The 19,732-nt window shown below is 38.5% G+C and carries 15 protein-coding genes and 1 pseudogene; all 16 read right to left on the reverse strand.

Annotated features, from left to right (window positions below):
• Nucleotides 1-12 precede the first annotated feature (12 nt).
• Nucleotides 13-1,323: an SPFH domain-containing protein gene (locus BIV20_RS12900; RefSeq protein WP_075721257.1), complete on the reverse strand. Its 1,311-nt coding sequence runs from the start codon at nucleotides 1,321-1,323 to the stop codon at nucleotides 13-15.
• Between the two features lie 33 nt (nucleotides 1,324-1,356).
• A complete protein-coding gene (locus tag BIV20_RS12905) occupies nucleotides 1,357-2,133 on the reverse strand; it encodes a zinc ribbon domain-containing protein (RefSeq protein WP_075721256.1) in 777 nt (258 codons plus the stop codon).
• A 1-nt stretch (nucleotide 2,134) separates the two neighbouring features.
• A protein-coding gene (gene prfB, locus BIV20_RS12910; protein ID WP_143524552.1) for a peptide chain release factor 2 occupies nucleotides 2,135-3,263 on the reverse strand; the annotation gives its coding sequence in 2 pieces (ribosomal slippage) (nucleotides 2,135-3,187 and nucleotides 3,189-3,263; 1,128 coding nt in all).
• 79 nt (nucleotides 3,264-3,342) lie between these two features.
• A complete protein-coding gene (locus tag BIV20_RS12915; RefSeq protein ID WP_075721254.1) occupies nucleotides 3,343-4,044 on the reverse strand; it encodes a DNA alkylation repair protein in 702 nt (233 codons plus the stop codon).
• 68 nt (nucleotides 4,045-4,112) lie between these two features.
• On the reverse strand, nucleotides 4,113-5,183 hold the full coding sequence (locus tag BIV20_RS12920; protein WP_075721253.1) for an N-acetylmuramoyl-L-alanine amidase: 1,071 nt from the start codon (nucleotides 5,181-5,183) through the stop codon (nucleotides 4,113-4,115).
• 12 nt (nucleotides 5,184-5,195) lie between these two features.
• The gene (locus tag BIV20_RS12925; protein WP_083655234.1) at nucleotides 5,196-6,587 is read right to left on the reverse strand and encodes a DUF6056 family protein; all 1,392 of its coding nucleotides are present in this window, start codon (nucleotides 6,585-6,587) and stop codon (nucleotides 5,196-5,198) included.
• A gap of 41 nt (nucleotides 6,588-6,628) precedes the next feature.
• A pseudogene (pyk, locus tag BIV20_RS12930) lies at nucleotides 6,629-8,056 on the reverse strand (pyruvate kinase); the annotation flags it as partial.
• A gap of 362 nt (nucleotides 8,057-8,418) precedes the next feature.
• A complete protein-coding gene (gene arcC, locus BIV20_RS12935) occupies nucleotides 8,419-9,342 on the reverse strand; it encodes a carbamate kinase (RefSeq protein WP_075721251.1) in 924 nt (307 codons plus the stop codon).
• 690 nt (nucleotides 9,343-10,032) lie between these two features.
• On the reverse strand, nucleotides 10,033-11,436 hold the full coding sequence (locus BIV20_RS12940) for a S1C family serine protease (protein WP_075721250.1): 1,404 nt from the start codon (nucleotides 11,434-11,436) through the stop codon (nucleotides 10,033-10,035).
• Nucleotides 11,437-12,107: 671 nt separating this feature from the next.
• Entirely contained in the window at nucleotides 12,108-12,542 is a 435-nt protein-coding gene (locus BIV20_RS12945; RefSeq protein WP_075721289.1) for a GtrA family protein, read from the reverse strand.
• Between the two features lie 102 nt (nucleotides 12,543-12,644).
• The gene (gene glmS / locus BIV20_RS12950) at nucleotides 12,645-14,471 is read right to left on the reverse strand and encodes a glutamine--fructose-6-phosphate transaminase (isomerizing) (protein ID WP_075721247.1); all 1,827 of its coding nucleotides are present in this window, start codon (nucleotides 14,469-14,471) and stop codon (nucleotides 12,645-12,647) included.
• 38 nt (nucleotides 14,472-14,509) lie between these two features.
• Nucleotides 14,510-15,673 (reverse strand): LCP family protein, encoded by a 1,164-nt coding sequence (locus BIV20_RS12955; RefSeq protein ID WP_242939851.1) that lies wholly within the window; start codon nucleotides 15,671-15,673, stop codon nucleotides 14,510-14,512.
• 135 nt (nucleotides 15,674-15,808) lie between these two features.
• Nucleotides 15,809-16,537, reverse strand: coding sequence for a glycosyltransferase family 2 protein (locus BIV20_RS12960; RefSeq protein ID WP_242939850.1), 729 nt, complete (start codon nucleotides 16,535-16,537; stop codon nucleotides 15,809-15,811).
• Entirely contained in the window at nucleotides 16,531-17,295 is a 765-nt protein-coding gene (locus tag BIV20_RS12965) for a glycosyltransferase family 2 protein (protein WP_075721246.1), read from the reverse strand. The genes BIV20_RS12960 and BIV20_RS12965 overlap by 7 nt, the downstream gene beginning before the upstream one ends.
• Nucleotides 17,292-18,710, reverse strand: a complete 1,419-nt coding sequence (locus BIV20_RS12970) for a sugar transferase (RefSeq protein ID WP_075721245.1) — start codon at nucleotides 18,708-18,710, stop codon at nucleotides 17,292-17,294. Before BIV20_RS12970 ends, BIV20_RS12965 begins: the two co-directional genes overlap by 4 nt.
• Before the next feature lie 67 nt (nucleotides 18,711-18,777).
• Nucleotides 18,778-19,731 (reverse strand): glycosyltransferase family 2 protein, encoded by a 954-nt coding sequence (locus BIV20_RS12975; protein ID WP_075721244.1) that lies wholly within the window; start codon nucleotides 19,729-19,731, stop codon nucleotides 18,778-18,780.
• Nucleotide 19,732: the final 1 nt, after the last annotated feature.

Here is a 19,732-nt window from a genome sequence, read left to right on the forward strand (position 1 = left end):
CTTACCTTTCTCTTAAGCTCTTGGTTTTCCACACTCAGAACAGAACTTTCCGGTGTTTACTGCTCCACACTCACAGGTCCACTCACCATTATCAACCGGCTTTGGTTTTCCACATTCAGAACAGAACTTTCCAGTGTTTACATTTCCACATTCACATGTCCACTCATTGCTGTCTACAGGCTTCGGTTTTCCACATTCGGAACAGAACTTTCCAACATTTGTTGCTCCACACTCACAGGTCCATTCGCCTGCCATATTTTGAGCCGGTGCAGCCGCTGTTGCACCTCCCACATGAAAATCCTGTGTATTCTGTGGCTGCGGTTGATTTGGCATCTGTCCCTGCCCATTTTGATTTATCTGTGAAAATCCATTCATCATACCACCCATAGCCGATGCTCCCATGCCTACTCCCATAAATCCTGTCATGGCACCGGCACTATTAGAACCAGCATCTTTCACTCCTTGTGAAAGATTTTTTACCATATATCCTTGCGCAATCGAAGGGTCACTTAACATAGCACCTTCATTTCTGGTATTAATTAATTCTTGAGACTTCTCGTCATATGAAATGCTTGCAATACCAACAGACTGAATCTCCATACCACGCATCTGGTTCCAATCTTCATCCAATGTCTGGGCCATGTATTTACTCAATTCACGCCCCTTAGATGGCACGAAAGAAATACGCATACCATCTGCCGATAACTGGTTGATAGATGTCTGCAATGCCTCTAAAAATTCAGACATATACTGCTCATTGACATCTGTAATTTCTACACGATCCTCGTTTCTCGGAATTACTTCTGCATAAAAACGAATTGGATCTACAATCTTAATAGAATATGTTCCGTGAGCACGTAAAAATAATTCTGCATTGTAAAAACTATCAAAGTAATTAATAGGATTTCGTGTTCCAAACTTGATTCCCTTTATTTCCTGTAAATTAATGTAAAACACTTTCTGCTTCGTAGGTGTCTCACTTCCAAACTTAATTCGAGAAAAAGAATCTTTCAAAGTATCCATAAACTGACCGTTAAACAATGATGGCAAAGACGAATTGTCTACCTTATAATATCCCGGTTCAGCTGTGTAATCTACAACTTTTCCACCATCTACCAGCATCATAAACTGATTATCATATACATGTATCACCGAACCATTTGTTACGGTATCATCTGTTCCCTTTGTATTCTGACCCTTTCGAATCATTACACCTCGCGTAAATACAGTCTGATCTCCCATATCATCCGGCTCGATAACCTCAAGCCACTGATCTGCCAATGTTCCACCGATTGCCTGTGCTACTGCTTTTATTAATCCCATAAATAACCTCCTATTTCTTTTGTCTTATATTTATTACACCCTTTGGTACGTAACTTCATAAAAATGCTGCAAGGACCAAACCTGCATATTGATTGGTACCACTTCACTGCCACAATATTCACAACGTTTAACACCAAGTGCTTTTATCGGAGCACCACAATTAGGACAATTCAGTCCCACGCCATGATTACTATTTGCTACACTTTCATCCTGAATATACATCAATTCTATATTATACTTTGTCTGTTCTAATAAATCTTTCTTTCCGGATAAAAGTTCACTATCCTTTTGCTGATAATGAATGTGCTCTACCGCACTCTGTAACGTAATGACACATCTTCCATTTTTCTTTTCATACTTTGCAATCTCTGTTTGATGGATACGAATTCTGTCATAAACTTCTCTTATTCCCGATGTTTGATTTCCCAGAATTCTTCCTTTTAACTGTTCTTTCAATGCCTCTGACATCTCTGCCTCTTTTGCCATTCTTTCCATATTTTCTATGGAATTTTGCGAGATTGCAAGCAATGACAATCGCAATATTTCTTCTGCTTTATTTTTGAACTGAACCCAGTTAAATTCCGGAAAGTCTTTCTGTATCTGTGGTTCCAGTACTCTGGTCATTCCAGATACTGAAGCCGGTGTCATGGAGAGTTCTTTTTCTTGTCGTTTCCAACCTTCCATTAAGGAATCTGTTCCGAATATATCTCTGGAAAAATTACGCATTTTTCTCTTAACATACCCTACTAACACTGCTATCGCCAATGCAATGCATAGCACAACAATTAAAAACGTAATCAACCCTTTCATGTTAATCTCCCATCTTATCCGGACAGCCTAAGCTCTTCCATTTCAGATATGCATTAATAAACAGGTCTATTTTTCCATCCATAACGCTGTCCACATTTCCGGTTTCTGCATTGGTTCTATGGTCTTTTACCATAGTATATGGTTGCATAACATAGGAACGAATCTGATTGCCCCAGCCAATTTCAGTTACCTCACCACGAATATCTGCTGCTTTTTTCTCATTCTCTTCCTGTTTTAACAGATACAGCTTTGCCTTTAACATCTGCATTGCCTTATCCTTATTCATATGCTGAGAACGCTCATTCTGGCACTGCACCACAATACCGGTAGGAAGGTGCGTGATACGGATAGCAGAAGATGTCTTGTTAATATGCTGTCCACCGGCTCCACTGGAACGATAAGTATCAATTCTCAACTCATCGTCCTTAATCTCAATATCCAAATCCTTTTCAATATCCGGCATCACATCACAAGATGCGAAAGAAGTTTGCCGCTTGCCTGCCGCATTAAAAGGAGAAATACGCACCAGACGATGGACTCCCTTTTCTGACTTCAGATAACCATAAGCATTCTCACCGCGTACTTCAAAAGTAATGGACTTGATTCCTGCTTCATCTCCATCAAGAGAATCCAACACTTCTACCACAAACCCTTTATCCTCTGCCCAGCGTTTATACATACGATACAGCATTGCATTCCAGTCACAGGACTCTGTACCACCTGCTCCGGCATGCAACGATACAATTGCATTTTCTGTATCGTACTCACCGGATAATAATGTCTTAATCCTGATATTTTCAAACGTTTGCTGAAATTCCTCCAACATCTCTTCTATTTCGGGAATAAGTGAAGCATCCTCTTCCTCATATCCCATTTCCAGCAATGTTTCAATATCTTCATACTGCTCTGCCAGATGTGCATATGTTTCTACATCATCTTTTAAGCTCTTTAGTTCCTTCATTTTTTCTTGAGAGACTTCCGCATTATCCCAAAAATCAGGAGCTTCCATCTCACGTTCTAATTCCTGGATTCTCTTTTCTTTATTCGCCAGGTCAAAGTGAATCCCTCACTTCAACTAACGGTTCTTTGTATGTGTTCAATGTTGTTTTGAACTGGTCTAATTCAACCATTATGTCACCTCTTTCTTACGGGCTTAAATACCCAATATTAGTTTCATTATAAAGTTTTCTCTTCTGCCCGTCAATGAAATTACTTACTTTTCCGTTTAAGTGAACGAATATACTCTTTCTCCTCTTTGGATACTTTTAAAGACTCTACTATTTTTTGCAATGCCTTGTTATGCGTAAAATCATCCAAATGATTCTGTTTCAAAAACGGTTCTGTTTCCTTGGGAAAATCACGGTAACAAATAGATACGGCCCAAGCCTGTGCCATCTGAACATAATAGGCTTTGTTCTGTATCCTATCTATTTGTTGCAATACCTTTCCTATGTATGTTGAATTTACATAATAATCCAGCAACTGCACCAATGCGAACCTCACTTCAAATTCCTGTTCTGATTGAAGATATTCCTGCAAAAAATTCCACATTTCTTCCGGTTCTTCCTTTGCCAGCTTAATAGTTGCACAGCAGCTGTCGCAGACAGACCAGTTATCAATTTTCGGAATAAACTTTCTTAAAAACAACTCTTTTTCCTGCACCTCTCCCCTCGCATATCCAAGGGTCATTCCTTGAAGCATGATTTCTTCCATACTGTCATCACTTGCTTCTTCCAGATACTCTTTCCAATTGTCTTTTGCAAGTTTCTTTGCCAGCTTACGAAGTTCAGGTAACCTTACTCCCAGAATATGTTCCACTCCCGGCAAAAGTTTAGAAGTAAAGGCTTGATATTCCGGTTCCCGTAACTGTTCCAATTGCTGTTTTATCCACTCATTATCGTATTCTCTCATCTATTTTCTCCTGCTGCATGAAACATGGCAGTCTCTGAATAAGACTGCCATAACTTTTTCAACATTATTTAATTCCCAAAATATGCATCAATTCCGTCAGCAATTCCCTGTGCAAGTTTCTGCTGATAACTGTCTGTTGCCATATTCTGATCTTCCGTAGGATTTGTCATAAATCCCATCTCTACAATAGTAACCGGTACAGTACACCAGTTAATGCCGCTCATGGTATCCGTCTCCCAGACATATTTTTTATTAGCACCGGTAGCATTTACTGCACCATTTAACACACAATCTGAAAGAGAACGACTTTGTGTATAAATATTTCCCGCATACGGATTAGATGCCGTAGGGCATATGGTCATAATCCCATTATCACTGCTATTTTCTGACCCATTAGCATGAATTCTTATAAACGCATCTGCTCCTGCATTATTGGCAACCGCAGCACGTTCACTGTTGCTCATATTCACATCATTCGTGGTTCGCACCATAATCACTTCATAGCCCCTGGCTTCCAATTCTGCCTGCAACTTTAATGACACCTGAAGATTCAATTCATATTCCTTCAATCCGGTAGTTGTTCCGGTTGTTCCTCCGGTTACTTTTGCCTTGGTCTCTGCTGCTCCCGGGCCGATAGGTTCCTGCTCACTATTTCCCCGAGACTGATGTCCTGCATCAATAACAATCAAATATCCTCCCGTTGTCATCTCTGATTCCAGCTTCAAATATTCAGACGCAATGTAATATTCCTGACCCTCAATCTGCACTGCACTCCATGTTCCATCATCTGCTGTTCGCAGAAATTTCGTTCTTCTACCAACAGTCTCATATATCTCACTATCTGTAGAAGGATACTTACGAACATTTACTCTATCTGTTGTCAAGACTTCTTCCTCTACATACACCACTGTATCCGAATTCAAAGTAGGCAACGGTGCCACATTCTCCTGCTGCTGATTTTGCACAAATGTACCAGAAGTCTCTTTCTCTTCTTCCGACTCCAGCTGTTCCTCTGCTTTCTGCTGTTCCTGAACTTCCGGTTCTTCCGAATCGTTTTCTACTACTTCCTTTTCTTTTCCACAAGCAGTTGCCAATAACATCATTATCAGCACTATTGCCACAAAACCTCTTTTTTTCATCTGTATTCCCCTTTATTTTCCTAAAAAATATGGTGTTACATTTCCTACTGCAACAACCAATACATAAGCCACTAATGCACACTGTATCTTCCAATTCTTAATTCGAGAAAACAACACTCCGACTAAAAACCACTGCATAACTGCTGTCACAAACATAACTCGTGGTCCAGATGCATACATAGTCGGTGAAAGATACATTACCGCAGCACTCGCTAATGATGCCAGAAAAATAAGAGTCCAAAAACTTTTCTCTCTTAAGTTGCCTCCTGTTTTCCACAACAAATACAGCACCAACACAATTAACAATATCTGCCAGAAGCAAGCAAATATTTCTTGCCCTGTCAGTTCCTGCAAAGTAGCTGTTTTCGTTACCGGAATCATCTCATCCTCAAGACCTATTCCCAATTCTGTGAACACCTTACATCCTACCATACTTATCCAAGCACTAACCGTTCCTGCCGTTGCCGCAACAACTGCGACTATTGGAGCAATCTTATTCTTTTTGCCCTGTTCTTCTCTTTTCTTCTGCACTTGAATTATCATAAGTAGAATCAAAATAATACCAACATAATTTTTATGATAATTTGCAAATCCGCTTAATATCCATTGTACCGTAATAAATATATGATGCGGTATGCTCATATTTTCAAATTCCGGCATCCAACGTAATTCTTCACTCATTCGCATCTCTGTACCCGGAGATAGATACAATAACGCAAAACCTACAATCATAATCACTATTTGAACAACTGCCGGAATACATATTTTCTTTTTTGTTACAACACACCATATCAGAGCAATTACCCCAAAGGTGATTACTACTGCTGTAATCTGTTCTAATCCCATGGATGCAATGAATCCACACGGAATCGAATATAAAAAGCTCTTCCATGATAACTCTTGCGGTGAAAAAACCATTGCTGCCAACGGTATTGCTGACCAAACTCCAGCCACAACAGACCAGAGATAAAAAGTAGAGCCGGTAATCCAAAAGGACGCATATCCCACGACTCCAAGTCCCATCAAAAGTATTCCAGCACAAAAAAATATAGAAACAAAGGTCTTTTGTTCCTGTTTCATATCCGGATATACCCTTTTTACAATTTGTGTCATTCCTAATGGCAAAAGCGTTAACATAACTGCATTCGCCACATTCCAGAACTCTTTTCCTAAATACATGGAAATATATGTCATGGCCTCTGAAGTCATTCTTCCTTCCCACGTAATATAGCGCATCTTCAGGTATTCAAAGAATCCCATACTATGCGCCATCTGGTAAAAATAGACATCATCGCCATCACTATATTCTATTAATCTACATATAAAAAATGCTACTAGAAAGAACATGCAAAAGCATGTCCTTTCCAGCCACTTACATTTTTTTTCCTTATTAACTGGTTGCAACTGACTACTCCTTTTCCGCTATATTAGAGATATTATTAATCTGCCACACGTACTTTAATCATGTTAGTTGTTCCGGATACACCAAGTGGAACACCAGCTGTCAGAACTGTGATATCTCCTTTTTCAATTAAACCTGCCTTCTCAGCAGTCTCTACTGCATGGTCAAATAATTCGTGTGCCTCTTCCATTTCCTCTACCAACATTGGTACAACACCCCATGCAAGATTTAACTGACGGCAAACCTTTTCAGAAGTACTTCCTCCAATAATTGGGCAAGCCGGACGGTATTTAGAAACATCCTGTACAGTTCTACCAGACTTAGTTACTGTAATAATTGCTGCTGCATTTAAGTCATGTGCAGTTGTACAAGTTGCATGAGAGATTGCATTTGTAATATCCGGATTATCTAAGCTTTCTCTCTGCTTAAATCTTGCTCTGTAGTTAATATCCTGTTCTGTACGAACTGCAATACGAACCATTGTCTTAACAGCTTCTACCGGATAATCACCAGCAGCTGTTTCTCCGGAAAGCATGATTGCGCTAGTTCCGTCATAAATTGCGTTTGCAACGTCAGTTGCTTCTGCTCTGGTAGGTCTTGGATTCTTCATCATAGAATCTAACATCTGTGTTGCAGTAATAACCTGCTTTCCTGCCTTTGTTGCTTTCTTAATAATCATTTTCTGAATTACAGGAACATCTTCTAATGGGATTTCAACACCCATGTCTCCACGAGCTACCATGATTCCATCAGATACTTCGATAATTTCATCGATATTCTTTACACCCTGCATATTTTCAATCTTAGAAATAATCTTAATAGTATCATTACCATTTTCTTTTAAAATTTTACGAATCTGAAGTACGTCATCTGCTGTACGAACAAAAGATGCTGCGATAAAGTCATAATCCTGCTCTACTGCAAATACAATATCAGAATGGTCTTTCTCACTAATGAAAGGCATTGTAAGGTCTACGTTTGGTACGTTAACACCCTTCTTATTAGAAACTTTTCCGCCATTTTCAACTTCACAAACAATATCTGTGTTTGTCAGAGATTTTACTTTTAATTCGATTAAACCATCATCGATTAAGATAGTATCTCCTACTTTTACGTCATTTACTAATTCTTTATAGCTAATAGAAACTCTTGTTTCATCACCCTGAATTTCTTCGGATGTTAAGGTAAAGGTCTGTCCCTTTACTAAATCTACTTTTCCTTCTTTGAACTCTCTTAAACGAATTTCTGGTCCTTTTGTATCCAGAAGTGCTGCAACAGGAAGTCCTAATTCCTTACGAAGTCTTCTTAACTCAGTCAAACGTCCCATCTGTTCATCATGGTCACCATGGGAAAAGTTAAATCTTGCAACGTTCATACCAGCAAGCATCAGCTGCTTTAATACGTCACCCTTCTCTGTAGAAGGTCCCATTGTGCAGACAATTTTTGTTTTTCTCAGATTTTCTTTTTTCATTTTTCTACCTCTCTTTGCTTTTGCATAATTGCATCTATCTATCAAAATTTGATATCTGATTTAGAATACCCGTTGAATTTTTGTATATTCAGTGTCAAAAGCGCACATCACAAAAGTGATGTGTGATTATTGCACAATAATTGCACTTGAAAAACATGTTTTTCCGATGCAATTATGTGCAATATGGCAATACTGCTTTGCAGTATGCCCTTTTGACACTTTCATTCTAATCTGCCAAAAAGCCCGAAAATTCAAGGAATATCCATATATTCGAAGTGTCCACAGACACTCCAATCTATATTATAACAAATAAATCCAAAAAAAGAAACCGTATTTTTATTTTTCTACGGTTTCTTTACTTTTTATTTATGGATTATAGTTCCATGGCACTCTCCTGATGTTGCATCCAACTTAGTAATCAACACCTTTCTAACCGCAGAATTACCAATAAATTCTATTGCAGTCTCAATCTTCGGAAGCATAGTTCCTTCCTCAAACTGTCCTTCCGCCATGTATTTCTTTGCCTCATCCACTGTCATTTCATCCAACCGCTGTTCTTCACTTGTACCAAAATTCAGACACACCTTATCTACTCCGGTTAAAATAACTAGCATCTCGGCATCTATCAACTCGGCTAACTTTCCTGCTGCAGAATCTTTTTCAATAACAGCACTAGCTCCCTTCAGGTTATTATCCTGAGCAAGTACCGGAATTCCACCGCCACCACAAGCAATGACAATCTGATCTGCATCTAACAATGCCTTAATGGCATCTATCTCTACGATATCCATTGGCTTCGGTGCTGCAACAATTCTACGATAGCCATCCTCTGTCTTAACTACATGATTTCCCTTCTTCTCTTCTGCCTCAGCTTCAGCCTCATTCATAACACGACCTATTACCTTGGTTGGATGATAAAAAGCTTCATCATATGGATCTACACATACCTGTGTTAAAATTGTAGAAACAGGCTTGTAAACTCCTCTATTCAAAAGTTCGGTACGAATTGCATTCTGCAAGTCATAACCAATATATCCCTGACTCATAGCAGAACACACGGACATTGGAGTTGCCGTATATTCCGGATAGATTCTACAAAATTCTGCCATTGCTGTATGAATCATTCCGACCTGCGGTCCATTACTATGAGAAATTACTACTTGATAATCATCTTTTATGAAATCCACTACCGCTTTTGCCGTTTTCTTCGTAGCGCTCTTCTGTTCCGGCAAGGTAGTTCCTAACGCATCATGTCCCAATGCAATTACAATTTTTTTCTTTCTCATGAAAATCCCTCCTGCATATATTCCTATCCTACCACACTTTCAGGGATTTTAAAAGAAAAATTTGTCTATTCAGTCGTAACTTTTATACAAAGGCATAAAAATGCTTATGGAAAGTTTGGAACTTTTTGAATTCTGATTTTCTTTCAAATTTGATAAGGGCAAACCTAAAACACTTTTGTGCATGTCTTATATTGCATTTGGAGGAAATGTATTTTCCTAAGTTCGTTGTCTGAGGTTTTTCCCTTCATGCAACAGAAACTGATACAAAAAATCCAATTTTAATATGAATCCACACTTTTAGTTCTTCTAGACAGCAGCAACAAGAATGTTCGATAAGGGTATGCCAAAAGAACTCGGACAGATACACATTCAAGACAATGTTCCTCTGTCCTCAAACATCTTTCTGGCATACCCATTCATTCTTTTATGCTGCTGTAAGAAGAACACAAAGTGTTCCACATATTAAAATCGGATTTTTGTATTCAGCTTCTGTTGCATGAAGGGAAAAACCGAGTTTCGAATTAGGGAAATTAATATCATTCCGCCCAATGCAATATTTAGCCATGCTAAAAAGTGTGTCCGGCTTTGCCTTTATTAAATTTGAATAAAATCAGAAAACAAAAGTCTTGAACTTCCCATAAGCATTTTTATTGACATATATAAAAGTTACGACTGAATAACAACATATTCCTAGTCATTTTTTTGCCCTAATGTTACAGATATAGTCTGTTCCTGCCATTCTCCGTTCTGATTCTTTTGAACCACTACGTCTACTGTGGTTCCTGCAGCATAATACTGCATATTATCTCTAAGACCTTCCATAGAGCTTACTTTTTTTCCATCAAATTCTATAATAATATCGCCCTTTTGGATACCAGCTTTCTCGGCTGCTGTTCCTTCCTTAACCTGTGTTACATAAACACCTTCCGGCATTCCATATGCTTCCGAAATCTGAGAAGTAACATCTTGACCTGCAATTCCTAGATATGCACTATCTGCTTCATCCACTACCTCACGGTTAATCAAATCATTGATAATTGGCTCTGCCTGAGAAATCGGAATTGCAAATCCCATTCCTTCCACATCCTCGTCAGAATATTTTACAGAATTAATTCCAATTACCTCACCGTTCATATTCAGTAAAGCTCCGCCACTGTTTCCTGGATTGATTGCAGCACTGGTCTGAATCAGATCATTGGTAACAGAAGTTCCGGTACTTTCATCCTGTACTGTCACTTCACGATTTAAAGCACTGACAACACCTGTCGTTACTGACTGTCCATAACCTAATGCATTTCCAATTGCCACAGTACCTTCACCTACTCGAATATCATCAGATTCTCCAAGTGTTGCTACTTTTATCTGTTTTAAGGTGTCCTTTGGAATATCACTGACTTTAACTGCAATAACAGCTAAGTCTGTGCTGGCATCTGTTCCCTTAATCTCCGCTGCAACGCTCTGATCATCAATAAAAGTTACGGTCAACTGAGTGGAATTTGCTACCACATGATTATTTGTAGCAATATATATAGTATCTTCTGTTTGGGCAATAATAATACCACTTCCGGCACCTTCCGTATCCTGTGTTACCCTCTGTCCGAAAAAGTTCACGGTCTGTTGTCCGACATTCGTAATAGAAACAATGGATGGCATTACATTTTCTACAATATCAGAAACATCATTTATGGTTGTAGCTGTGCTGACATTCGTCGCCGAGAGACTTCCTCCATTATTTGAACCACTGGTTACCTGCGTCACTGTATTATTCTCTTTATCCTCAATCTTTCCGTTCGCATAATCAAGCGTATAACCTGTTCCATAAAATACTGAACCCGATACTAGTCCAAATACTAAAGCCACAGCTGCTGTCTTCCCTAATGTTGCACCAAAGCCATGTTTCTTTTTCACTTTTTCTTTCTTTGACTTCTTTTCCTGCTGTGGTTCTGTATAAGAACTTGCGTTGGTATAATAATTTTCAGACTCCTTTCTTTCATAATAGTTCGGATTCCTTTCCTGATTGTCCTCATTTATATAGCTATATGAATATAAAGAATCTGAAGTATTGTTATTGTTGCTATTGTTATTCTCTTCCATAAAGCAACTCTCCTTTCCTCTTTTGCTCTTTGTTTATACTAAAGAGTTTACGGTAGATTTGTGATAAAATTGTGATGACTATTTAAAAAATATATGTATTTATATAAAATGACTGGGAAGATATATGTTTTTTATTTCTCATTTTATTCGGATTTGACCATGCAAAGCCGGGCACACTTTCTAGTATGTCTAGATATTGCATTTGCAGGAATGAAATTAATTTTCCTAATTCGAAACTCGGTTTTTCCTGCGATGCACGAAAAAACTGAATATCAAAATTCCGCTTTTTATGTGTTTGAACACTTTGTGTTCTTCTTACAGCAGCACAAAAGAATGAATGGGTATGCCAGAAAGCTGTTTGAGGACAGAGGAACATGGGTTTAAATGTGTATCTGTCCGAGTTCTTTTGGCATACCCTTATCGAACATTCTTGTTGCTGCTGTTTAGAAGAACTAGAAGTGTGGTTTCACATAAAAAGCGGAGTTTTGGATATCAGTTTCTCTGCAGAGGCGGGAAAAACCTCAAACAACGAACTTAGAAAAATACATTTCCTGCAAATGCAATATAAGACATACACAAAAGTGCTTTAGGTTTGCACTTGTCAAATCCGAATAAAATCAGAACTCAAAATCTCTAATCTTCCCCAGTCATTTTATATAAAAACTCCGGGACTAACGATCCCGGAGCAATTCCTGTCTTCTGGTAAAAAGTTTTTCCATAACTCTTTCTTCCAAAAATATTTTTCTTGAAGCAAAATTCCAAATAGATACGACTACTGCTGAAAATAACTTTGCAAACATATAATGTAACTCCATATTTTCTACCAGTGTCTTCATTAATATGGAATTTAATAACAACCCACATGCACTTAACAGCAAAAAAACAGTAAACTGTCCTGCCTTGTTCTGCTCTTCTTTGCATTCAAATACATACTTGGTACTATATACATAGTTAAATACGGTTGCCACAGAAAACGACAACATAGAAGATAACAGGTAATGCATATGTAATGTGTCTGTAAACGTAAACAGCAAACCATAATCAATCAGGAATGCCACAACGCCTACTACGCTGAATCTGCAAAACTGCTTTAAAATCTTTTTCATAATATCCTCTCTCATTCATCCTCACTGTAACTTAGGAAAGCCGGTGTTTCCCCACACCGACTTTCCGATTTTACCACAAGTATTTCTATTTTGCAAATATTTTTATTCTACAGTTACGGATTTCGCCAAATTTCTCGGCTTATCTACATCACATCCCTTGCCTACCGCTACATAATAACCAAACAATTGTAATGGGATAATTGCCAACGAATTGGTAAAATATTTATTCGTCTGTGGGATGTAGATTACATAATCCGCAGACTTCTCTATCTCGGTATGACCTGTGTTGGTAACTGCCAGCACAAAGGCTCCTCTAGACTTTAATTCCACAATATTGCTAATGGTCTTCTTATACAAATCTTCCTGTGTCACCACCGCTGCGACCAGAGTTCCATCCTCAATCAAAGAAATAGTACCATGCTTCAATTCACCTGCTGCATAAGCCTCAGAATGAATATAAGAAATCTCTTTCAATTTCAGAGAACCTTCCATAGAAATTGCATAATCAATTCCTCTTCCTACAAAGAATACGTCCTTTGCAGCAATATATCTATTGGCAAAACGTTGAATTTTCTCTTTGTTGTTAAGCAACATCTCTATCTGCTCCGGAAGTCTCTGAAGATCACGCAACATACCTTCTATTTCTTCCTCCGTTACCATACCACGCACCTGCGCAAACTTCATCGCCAACAGATACTCTGCTACCAACTGCGCGCTGTATGCCTTAGTAGTTGCCACAGCAATCTCCGGCCCTGCCCAAGTATACATAACACTGTCAGCTTCTCTTGCAATGGAACTACCTACTACATTAACAATACCAAGTGTCTTAACACCTCGTTCCTTTGCTTCACGCAACGCTGCCAACGAATCTGCGGTTTCTCCCGACTGACTAATAATAATTACCAGTGCCCCTTCTTCCAGAATCGGGTTACGATACCGAAATTCTGAAGCAACATCTACTTCTACCGGGATTCTTGCCATATCTTCCATGACATATTTTGCTGTAACGCCGGTATGATATGCCGAACCACATGCCACAATGTGAATCCGCTTGATAGCGCGAATTTCCTCATCACTCATTCCCAACTCTTCAATGACAATCTTTCCATCCTTAATTCTCGGAGCAATGGTATCACGAACGGTTTTCGGCTGTTCATACATTTCCTTTAACATGAAATGCTCATATCCACCTTTTTCTGCCGCATTGATATCCCATTCAATCATAGAAGATTCCTTCTGAATCTCTTCTCCGTCAATATTAAAAAATGTTATTGTCTCTTCTGTAAGAGCCGCAATTTCCTCATTCTGAATAAAGAACACTTCTCGGGTATATTTCAGCACCGCCGGTACATCAGAAGCAATAAAATTGCCATCCTTTCCCTTCCCAACAATCAACGGACTATCTTTACGAACTGCATACACAGTCCCCGGATGTTCTTTAAAAATAATTCCTAAAGCATAAGAACCTTCTACCCTGTGCATTACTTTTGTAATTGTTTCAATCGGATCGCCCGTATAATAGTAATCCAAAAGATGCGCCAAAACTTCTGTATCCGTTTCAGACACAAATGTATAACCCTTTTCCTGAAGACGCGTTCTCAATTTTACATAATTTTCAATAATACCATTGTGTACAACTGCAATGGTTCTCTCTTTATTATAATGAGGATGTGCATTTACATCAGAAGGTGCTCCATGCGTAGCCCATCTAGTGTGACCAATTCCAATTGTTCCCGGCATAGTCGTTCCATCATGGGTCAACTCACTTAGTACTTTAAGTCTTCCGGTTGCTTTTTTTACTTGAATATCCTCTCCATCAAACACAGCAATTCCTGCTGAATCATAACCTCTGTACTCTAGCTTCGCTAGACCATCCAGCAAAATCGGAGCTGCCTGAGACTTACCAATATATCCTACAATTCCACACATATCAATTCCTCCTGCTATTTGACGTTATGTCTCTGTTCTTAGTCATCTCCATCCGTATCCTTCTTAGGAGCCGTAACTCCTGTTCGGTTTACAATTTCATCACTAATGTTCTGTACACTTTCTGTTACTTCATAATCGGTTGTTCCATATAAAAATTCATGCAACTGCTTTACATTACTTGCAAGATCTGCTGGTATGACACAGCTTGCCTTTTTGCTCTGATAACTTACTTTATAGCTTCCAGTCTCCTGGTCAAACGGGAATCCTGTATTTTCTCCCATAGAATAGCCAAAAGCATCTTTTGCAAGGCTCAATATTTCTGTTTTTGTAAGACTGGTCTTAACCTCCGGGAATATCGTATCAATCAACTCATTTATTGTTCCCAAATCAGATGCCAATGCCTTTTCTACCATTTTATTTACAATCAACCGTTGACGTTCTGTTCTCTGGAAATCACCATTTCCTACATAACGCAGTCTTGCATAAGATACTGCCTGTACTCCGTCTAAATTATAAGTTCCTCCTACATTCAGTTCCTTAGACTTCTTACCGGTCATTTCCGCTACTTCTTCTTGATATCCCTGCATAGCAACTGCTTCTTCCGTGCTGATTTCCACTTCAACACCGCCTAACAAGTCAACAGCCTCTGCTACGGCGTTAAAATCAAAGGACACATATTCCTTAATATCCAAATCCAGATTTACATTCAGCATTCTAACTGCCTGATCCGGCCCACCCATATTATAGGCTGCATTCGCCTTACTGTATGCATCTTCATCATCTTTATCCATCATATTCAACATAGTGTCACGATATACGGACACCAATTTTACTTCCTTGGTTTCATTATCAATTCGTGCAATCATGATAACATCACTATTACCAGACTTATAATTACCATTTGCACGATTATCTAATCCAAACAACGCAATCGTAGTGTATTCTCCTAATATTGCCTTGGTATCTGCTGTCAAATCTTCATTCGCAACATCTTTACCAAAATCTTCGTCTGTGTCAATCTTATCCAGTTTCTGCCAAACCCACAAACCAGCCAATACAACAGCTAGCAGAATCAGTTCTACTACCAGAAGAATAATTTTTCTCTTTCTTCTTTTTTTTCTCATTGCCTTTTTACTCATTTTCGGTTGTTGTCGTCTTGGATCTACGTTTCCACTTCGTGTATTTCTTCTATTATCTGACATATCTTCACCTTTCTTATCCTATACTCATCCTTAAAATTCCCTTTTTTTTACCATATACATGACCTATCTTATAATATTTTTTCTCTTTTCACAACTGTAATTTTTCTTAAAATTTTATTAAATGTTCCCTCTTTTCTAGCAAATATGGAGAATTCTTCCTAGAAAACGCAGTATAAAAACAACTCTATTTCGAATCATTTTCCCAACCCCATAATGCTTCATGGCAGAACTATTTTCTCCATGCCGCCGATAACTCAGCAGTGGTTCTTTCAAAAATACAGACTTTCCAAAATAAAAATCACTTAATATTCCAATCCATTGATCATGCATCTCGATGTTAGCAGGAATTGGAATCACCCGTTCCAATACTTCTCTTCGAAATGCCATGCAACATCCAATGTAACTATTTTTTATGATATTTTTCCAGACACCGGCTCCTGCATTTCGAAATGCAAAAAAAGACTCCATATCCGCCTTATCCGGATTCTCATAAAATACTTCTGCATCATGAATTACTAATGCACATTTTTCCTGATCCATAACCTCCAGAACCCGATTTACTTTATTTGTTTTCCAAATATCATCCTGGTCCGACAGAAAAATAATTTCCCCTCTACATTGTTTTAATGCATGTTCCACATTTTTCTTAATTCCCGCCTTAGGACCTTCTAATATTCTTATGGAATATCCTTTCCTCTGGTACTCCTTTAAAATCTCCATTGTTCCATCCGTGGAACCGTCATCAGACACCACTACTTCGTCCTGTTCTGTCAGCTGCTGAAAAATGGAATCCAACTGGGCTTTTATGTACTTTTCTCCATTATAAGTAACCATTGCAACAGACAACCGTACTTTATCTACCACAGTTTCCACCCCCATTTGCAAAAATATCGAAACATAGATGCTATATGAATGCGGCGTAGCTTTCCATTTTTCTTGGACGCTCTCTCCCACTTATGAATCACTGTAGTATCCGGGCAATAATACAGGCTACTGCACTGATTTACCTGCTTACACAAATCGGCATCCTCCATGTACATAAAATATCTGGTATCAAACCCTCCCAGCTTTTGAAACAATTCCGTCTGAATTACCAGAAAGCTTCCCTGCGCAAAAGGCACTTGAAATGTTTTGGAATAATCCATATCTTGCATCGTATGATACGCCTGACGTTTCTTAAAGTGAGATGACAAAAACATTCTTATTCCCATATCCAGAACCGTAAGTTCTCTGCGGTATACTGCTTGAAATTCTCCCTTTTCATCCGTCATTCTCGGAACCGCCATCCCGACCTGATTCTGCTCCATAAATTTCATAAGCGTCTGCAAACTGTCTTCCTTCAAAATAATATCCGGATTCACAATCGCATGATATTTAGAATCTAATTCAGACAGCACATAGTTGTGTCCTGCACCAAAACCCAGATTCTGCTCTGGCTTTCGATAACCCACTTCTTCCCACTGTGTTGCAAAAGAATCCAACGCATTTTTTTCTGTACTATTATCTACAATATATATTTTTTTCTTAATAGTTGCAGCGGTATGTTCCATTATGGAACATACCGCATTTCTCACATCTTCTTCATCATTATAAGCAACAATTGTAATTGAAATATCTATCATGATGATCCTTTCCCGGTCACTACTACCCAAAGGGTACGGAATAAAATACGAATATCTACTCCCAAAGACCAGTTCGATATATATTGAGTATCCAATGCCACAATTTCTTCGAAGTTCTTAATATCACTTCTACCACTCACCTGCCACATTCCTGTTAACCCAGGCTTGATACCAAGTCGCGCCTTGTGATGCAATTCATACTGCTCAAATTCTTCCTCTGTAGGGGGTCTTGTCCCAACCAGACTCATCTCTCCCTTTAATACATTCCAGAACTGCGGCAATTCATCAATAGAAAACTTCCGCATAAACTTTCCAATTCCAAAAATCCTTGGATCATTTTCCATTTTAAACATAAGACCTTCCATTTCATTTTGCTCCATCAGGTCTTTCTTCATAGCATCTGCCCCTACTATCATCGTTCGAAACTTATAAAACTTAAACCTACGCCCATTTTTCCCGATTCTAATCTGCGAATAAAAAATAGGACCTGGGGACTGAATTTTAATAATTGGAGCGAAAATAATAAAAGCAACTCCAGTCAATAGCAAGCCTACTAAACTTCCTACAATATCAATGGTACGCTTTACAAATAACTGTCTATTAGAAGCAATCTTCATACTGGAAGTCAATACCAGATACTTTCCACATCGCTCTACCATTTTATTTGGCATGAGCTGTGATTCATGCACCAGACTGAAATGTACGGTACAACCTAATTCCAGCAATTCATTTGCCAATGCTTCACTACTCTCTCTGGTATTTCCATTAATGAACACTTCGTCCACTACATTGGTTCTGACATATTCAAGACACGTATCTGCATCAGCCACAACCGGAACCCCGTAAATTTCTTCGCCTTTGCGATTCTTGTCCACCACAATGACACCAGTTACCTCAAATTCCTTATAACGGTCTCGCTGGAATTCCCGTACACACTCCTCGGCATACCGGTCCTCAGTAATTACAACCAATTTTGAAAAACGTTTTCCACGTATCATCTTCTGGCGAATATAAATTTTCCATGCACACCTTGTGAAATATTCTATGAAAATAGCAATTCCCCAGAATACCATGATAACCTGTCTGGAATAAATCTCCGACTGCTTGGTTCCCCATAAATACACAGTCACTGCTGCAAAAACTGCACTACAATGAATGATAACCGCACGTAACTCTTGAACTTTGTTTCTTCTCAAGATTCCGGTATAGGCTTCAAATAAGAATGCAACACAAAGATCCATCATCAACAGTACAATTGCCAATCTGATATAATATTCATTTATAATAGATGATACAAGCGCTCTTTCTCCAAACTTTATCCAGAAGGAAGCAAAAAATGCTATTTCCAAACAAATAATATCTATCAGGAGAAAATCTAAATGCTTTACCCATCCTGTCTTCTGTTTTTTATACATAGTATAGCCCTCAACAATATTTAATCCTATTTTATACCAAGAAGCTTTTTAAAATATTTAAAACATCTTAATTTTTTCTTAACTCCCCATCTTCCTGTCGATATATGTCACGAATAATATACTGTGGTGTATTATTCACACTCAGATTCATTCGTCCTACATATTCTCCCAACAATCCCAACATCATCAATATGATTCCTCCTATTAGTAACACTGCCACCATAAGAGAACTCCATCCTATCACCGGCTCTGAAAAGCAAATTGCCTTAACCACTACATAAATTCCATACAAAAATCCCAATAAGGCAACCAACATTCCTATCAAAGCTGAGAAACGAAGTGGCTTTACAGAAAATGCCACAAAACCATTAAACCAGACTTTCAAACACTTCATCAATGTAAAGTTTGACTTTCCTTCTTCTCTCACTCTATGTTCAATATAAACATTGGTCATCTTATTTGTGGAACGCAAGATTAATCCCCAAATATAAGGGAAGGAATTGCGGTCCACAAGCATCTGTTCTACCACAAAACGATCCATGGCAAAATAACTACACAATCTCAAATCCTTTGGCTTATCCAAGAGCGCTGCTGCCATAATATCGTTCACTTTACTTCCAAAGTTCTTAAACTTACTATGTTTCTTCACCTTATACTTTCCAAAAACGACATCCCATCCCTCTTCTAACTTATCCAGAAGTTTCCATGCTTCCTTTGCCGGGTTCTGTCCGTCATCATCCAATGATACAATATAATCTCCCTTTGCAATAGAATATCCTGCCATAAGTGCACTGTCCTGTCCAAAATTTTTAGACAGATTTACTGCTACTACCCTTGGATTTTCTTTTGCAATTTTACGGATAGCTCCTATGGTATCATCCTTTGGAGATGCATCATTTACCAAAATAATTTCATACTCGTATCTATCGTTTCCATAAAATTCTTCTTCTATCTCGTTTACTACATGTCCTACTGTGTGTTCCGAGTTATAACACGGAATCACAAATGAAAGTTTCTTCATG

Origin of the sequence: Roseburia sp. 499, from assembly GCF_001940225.2 — a bacterium.
Classification (GTDB): Bacteria; Bacillota; Clostridia; order Lachnospirales; family Lachnospiraceae; genus Petralouisia.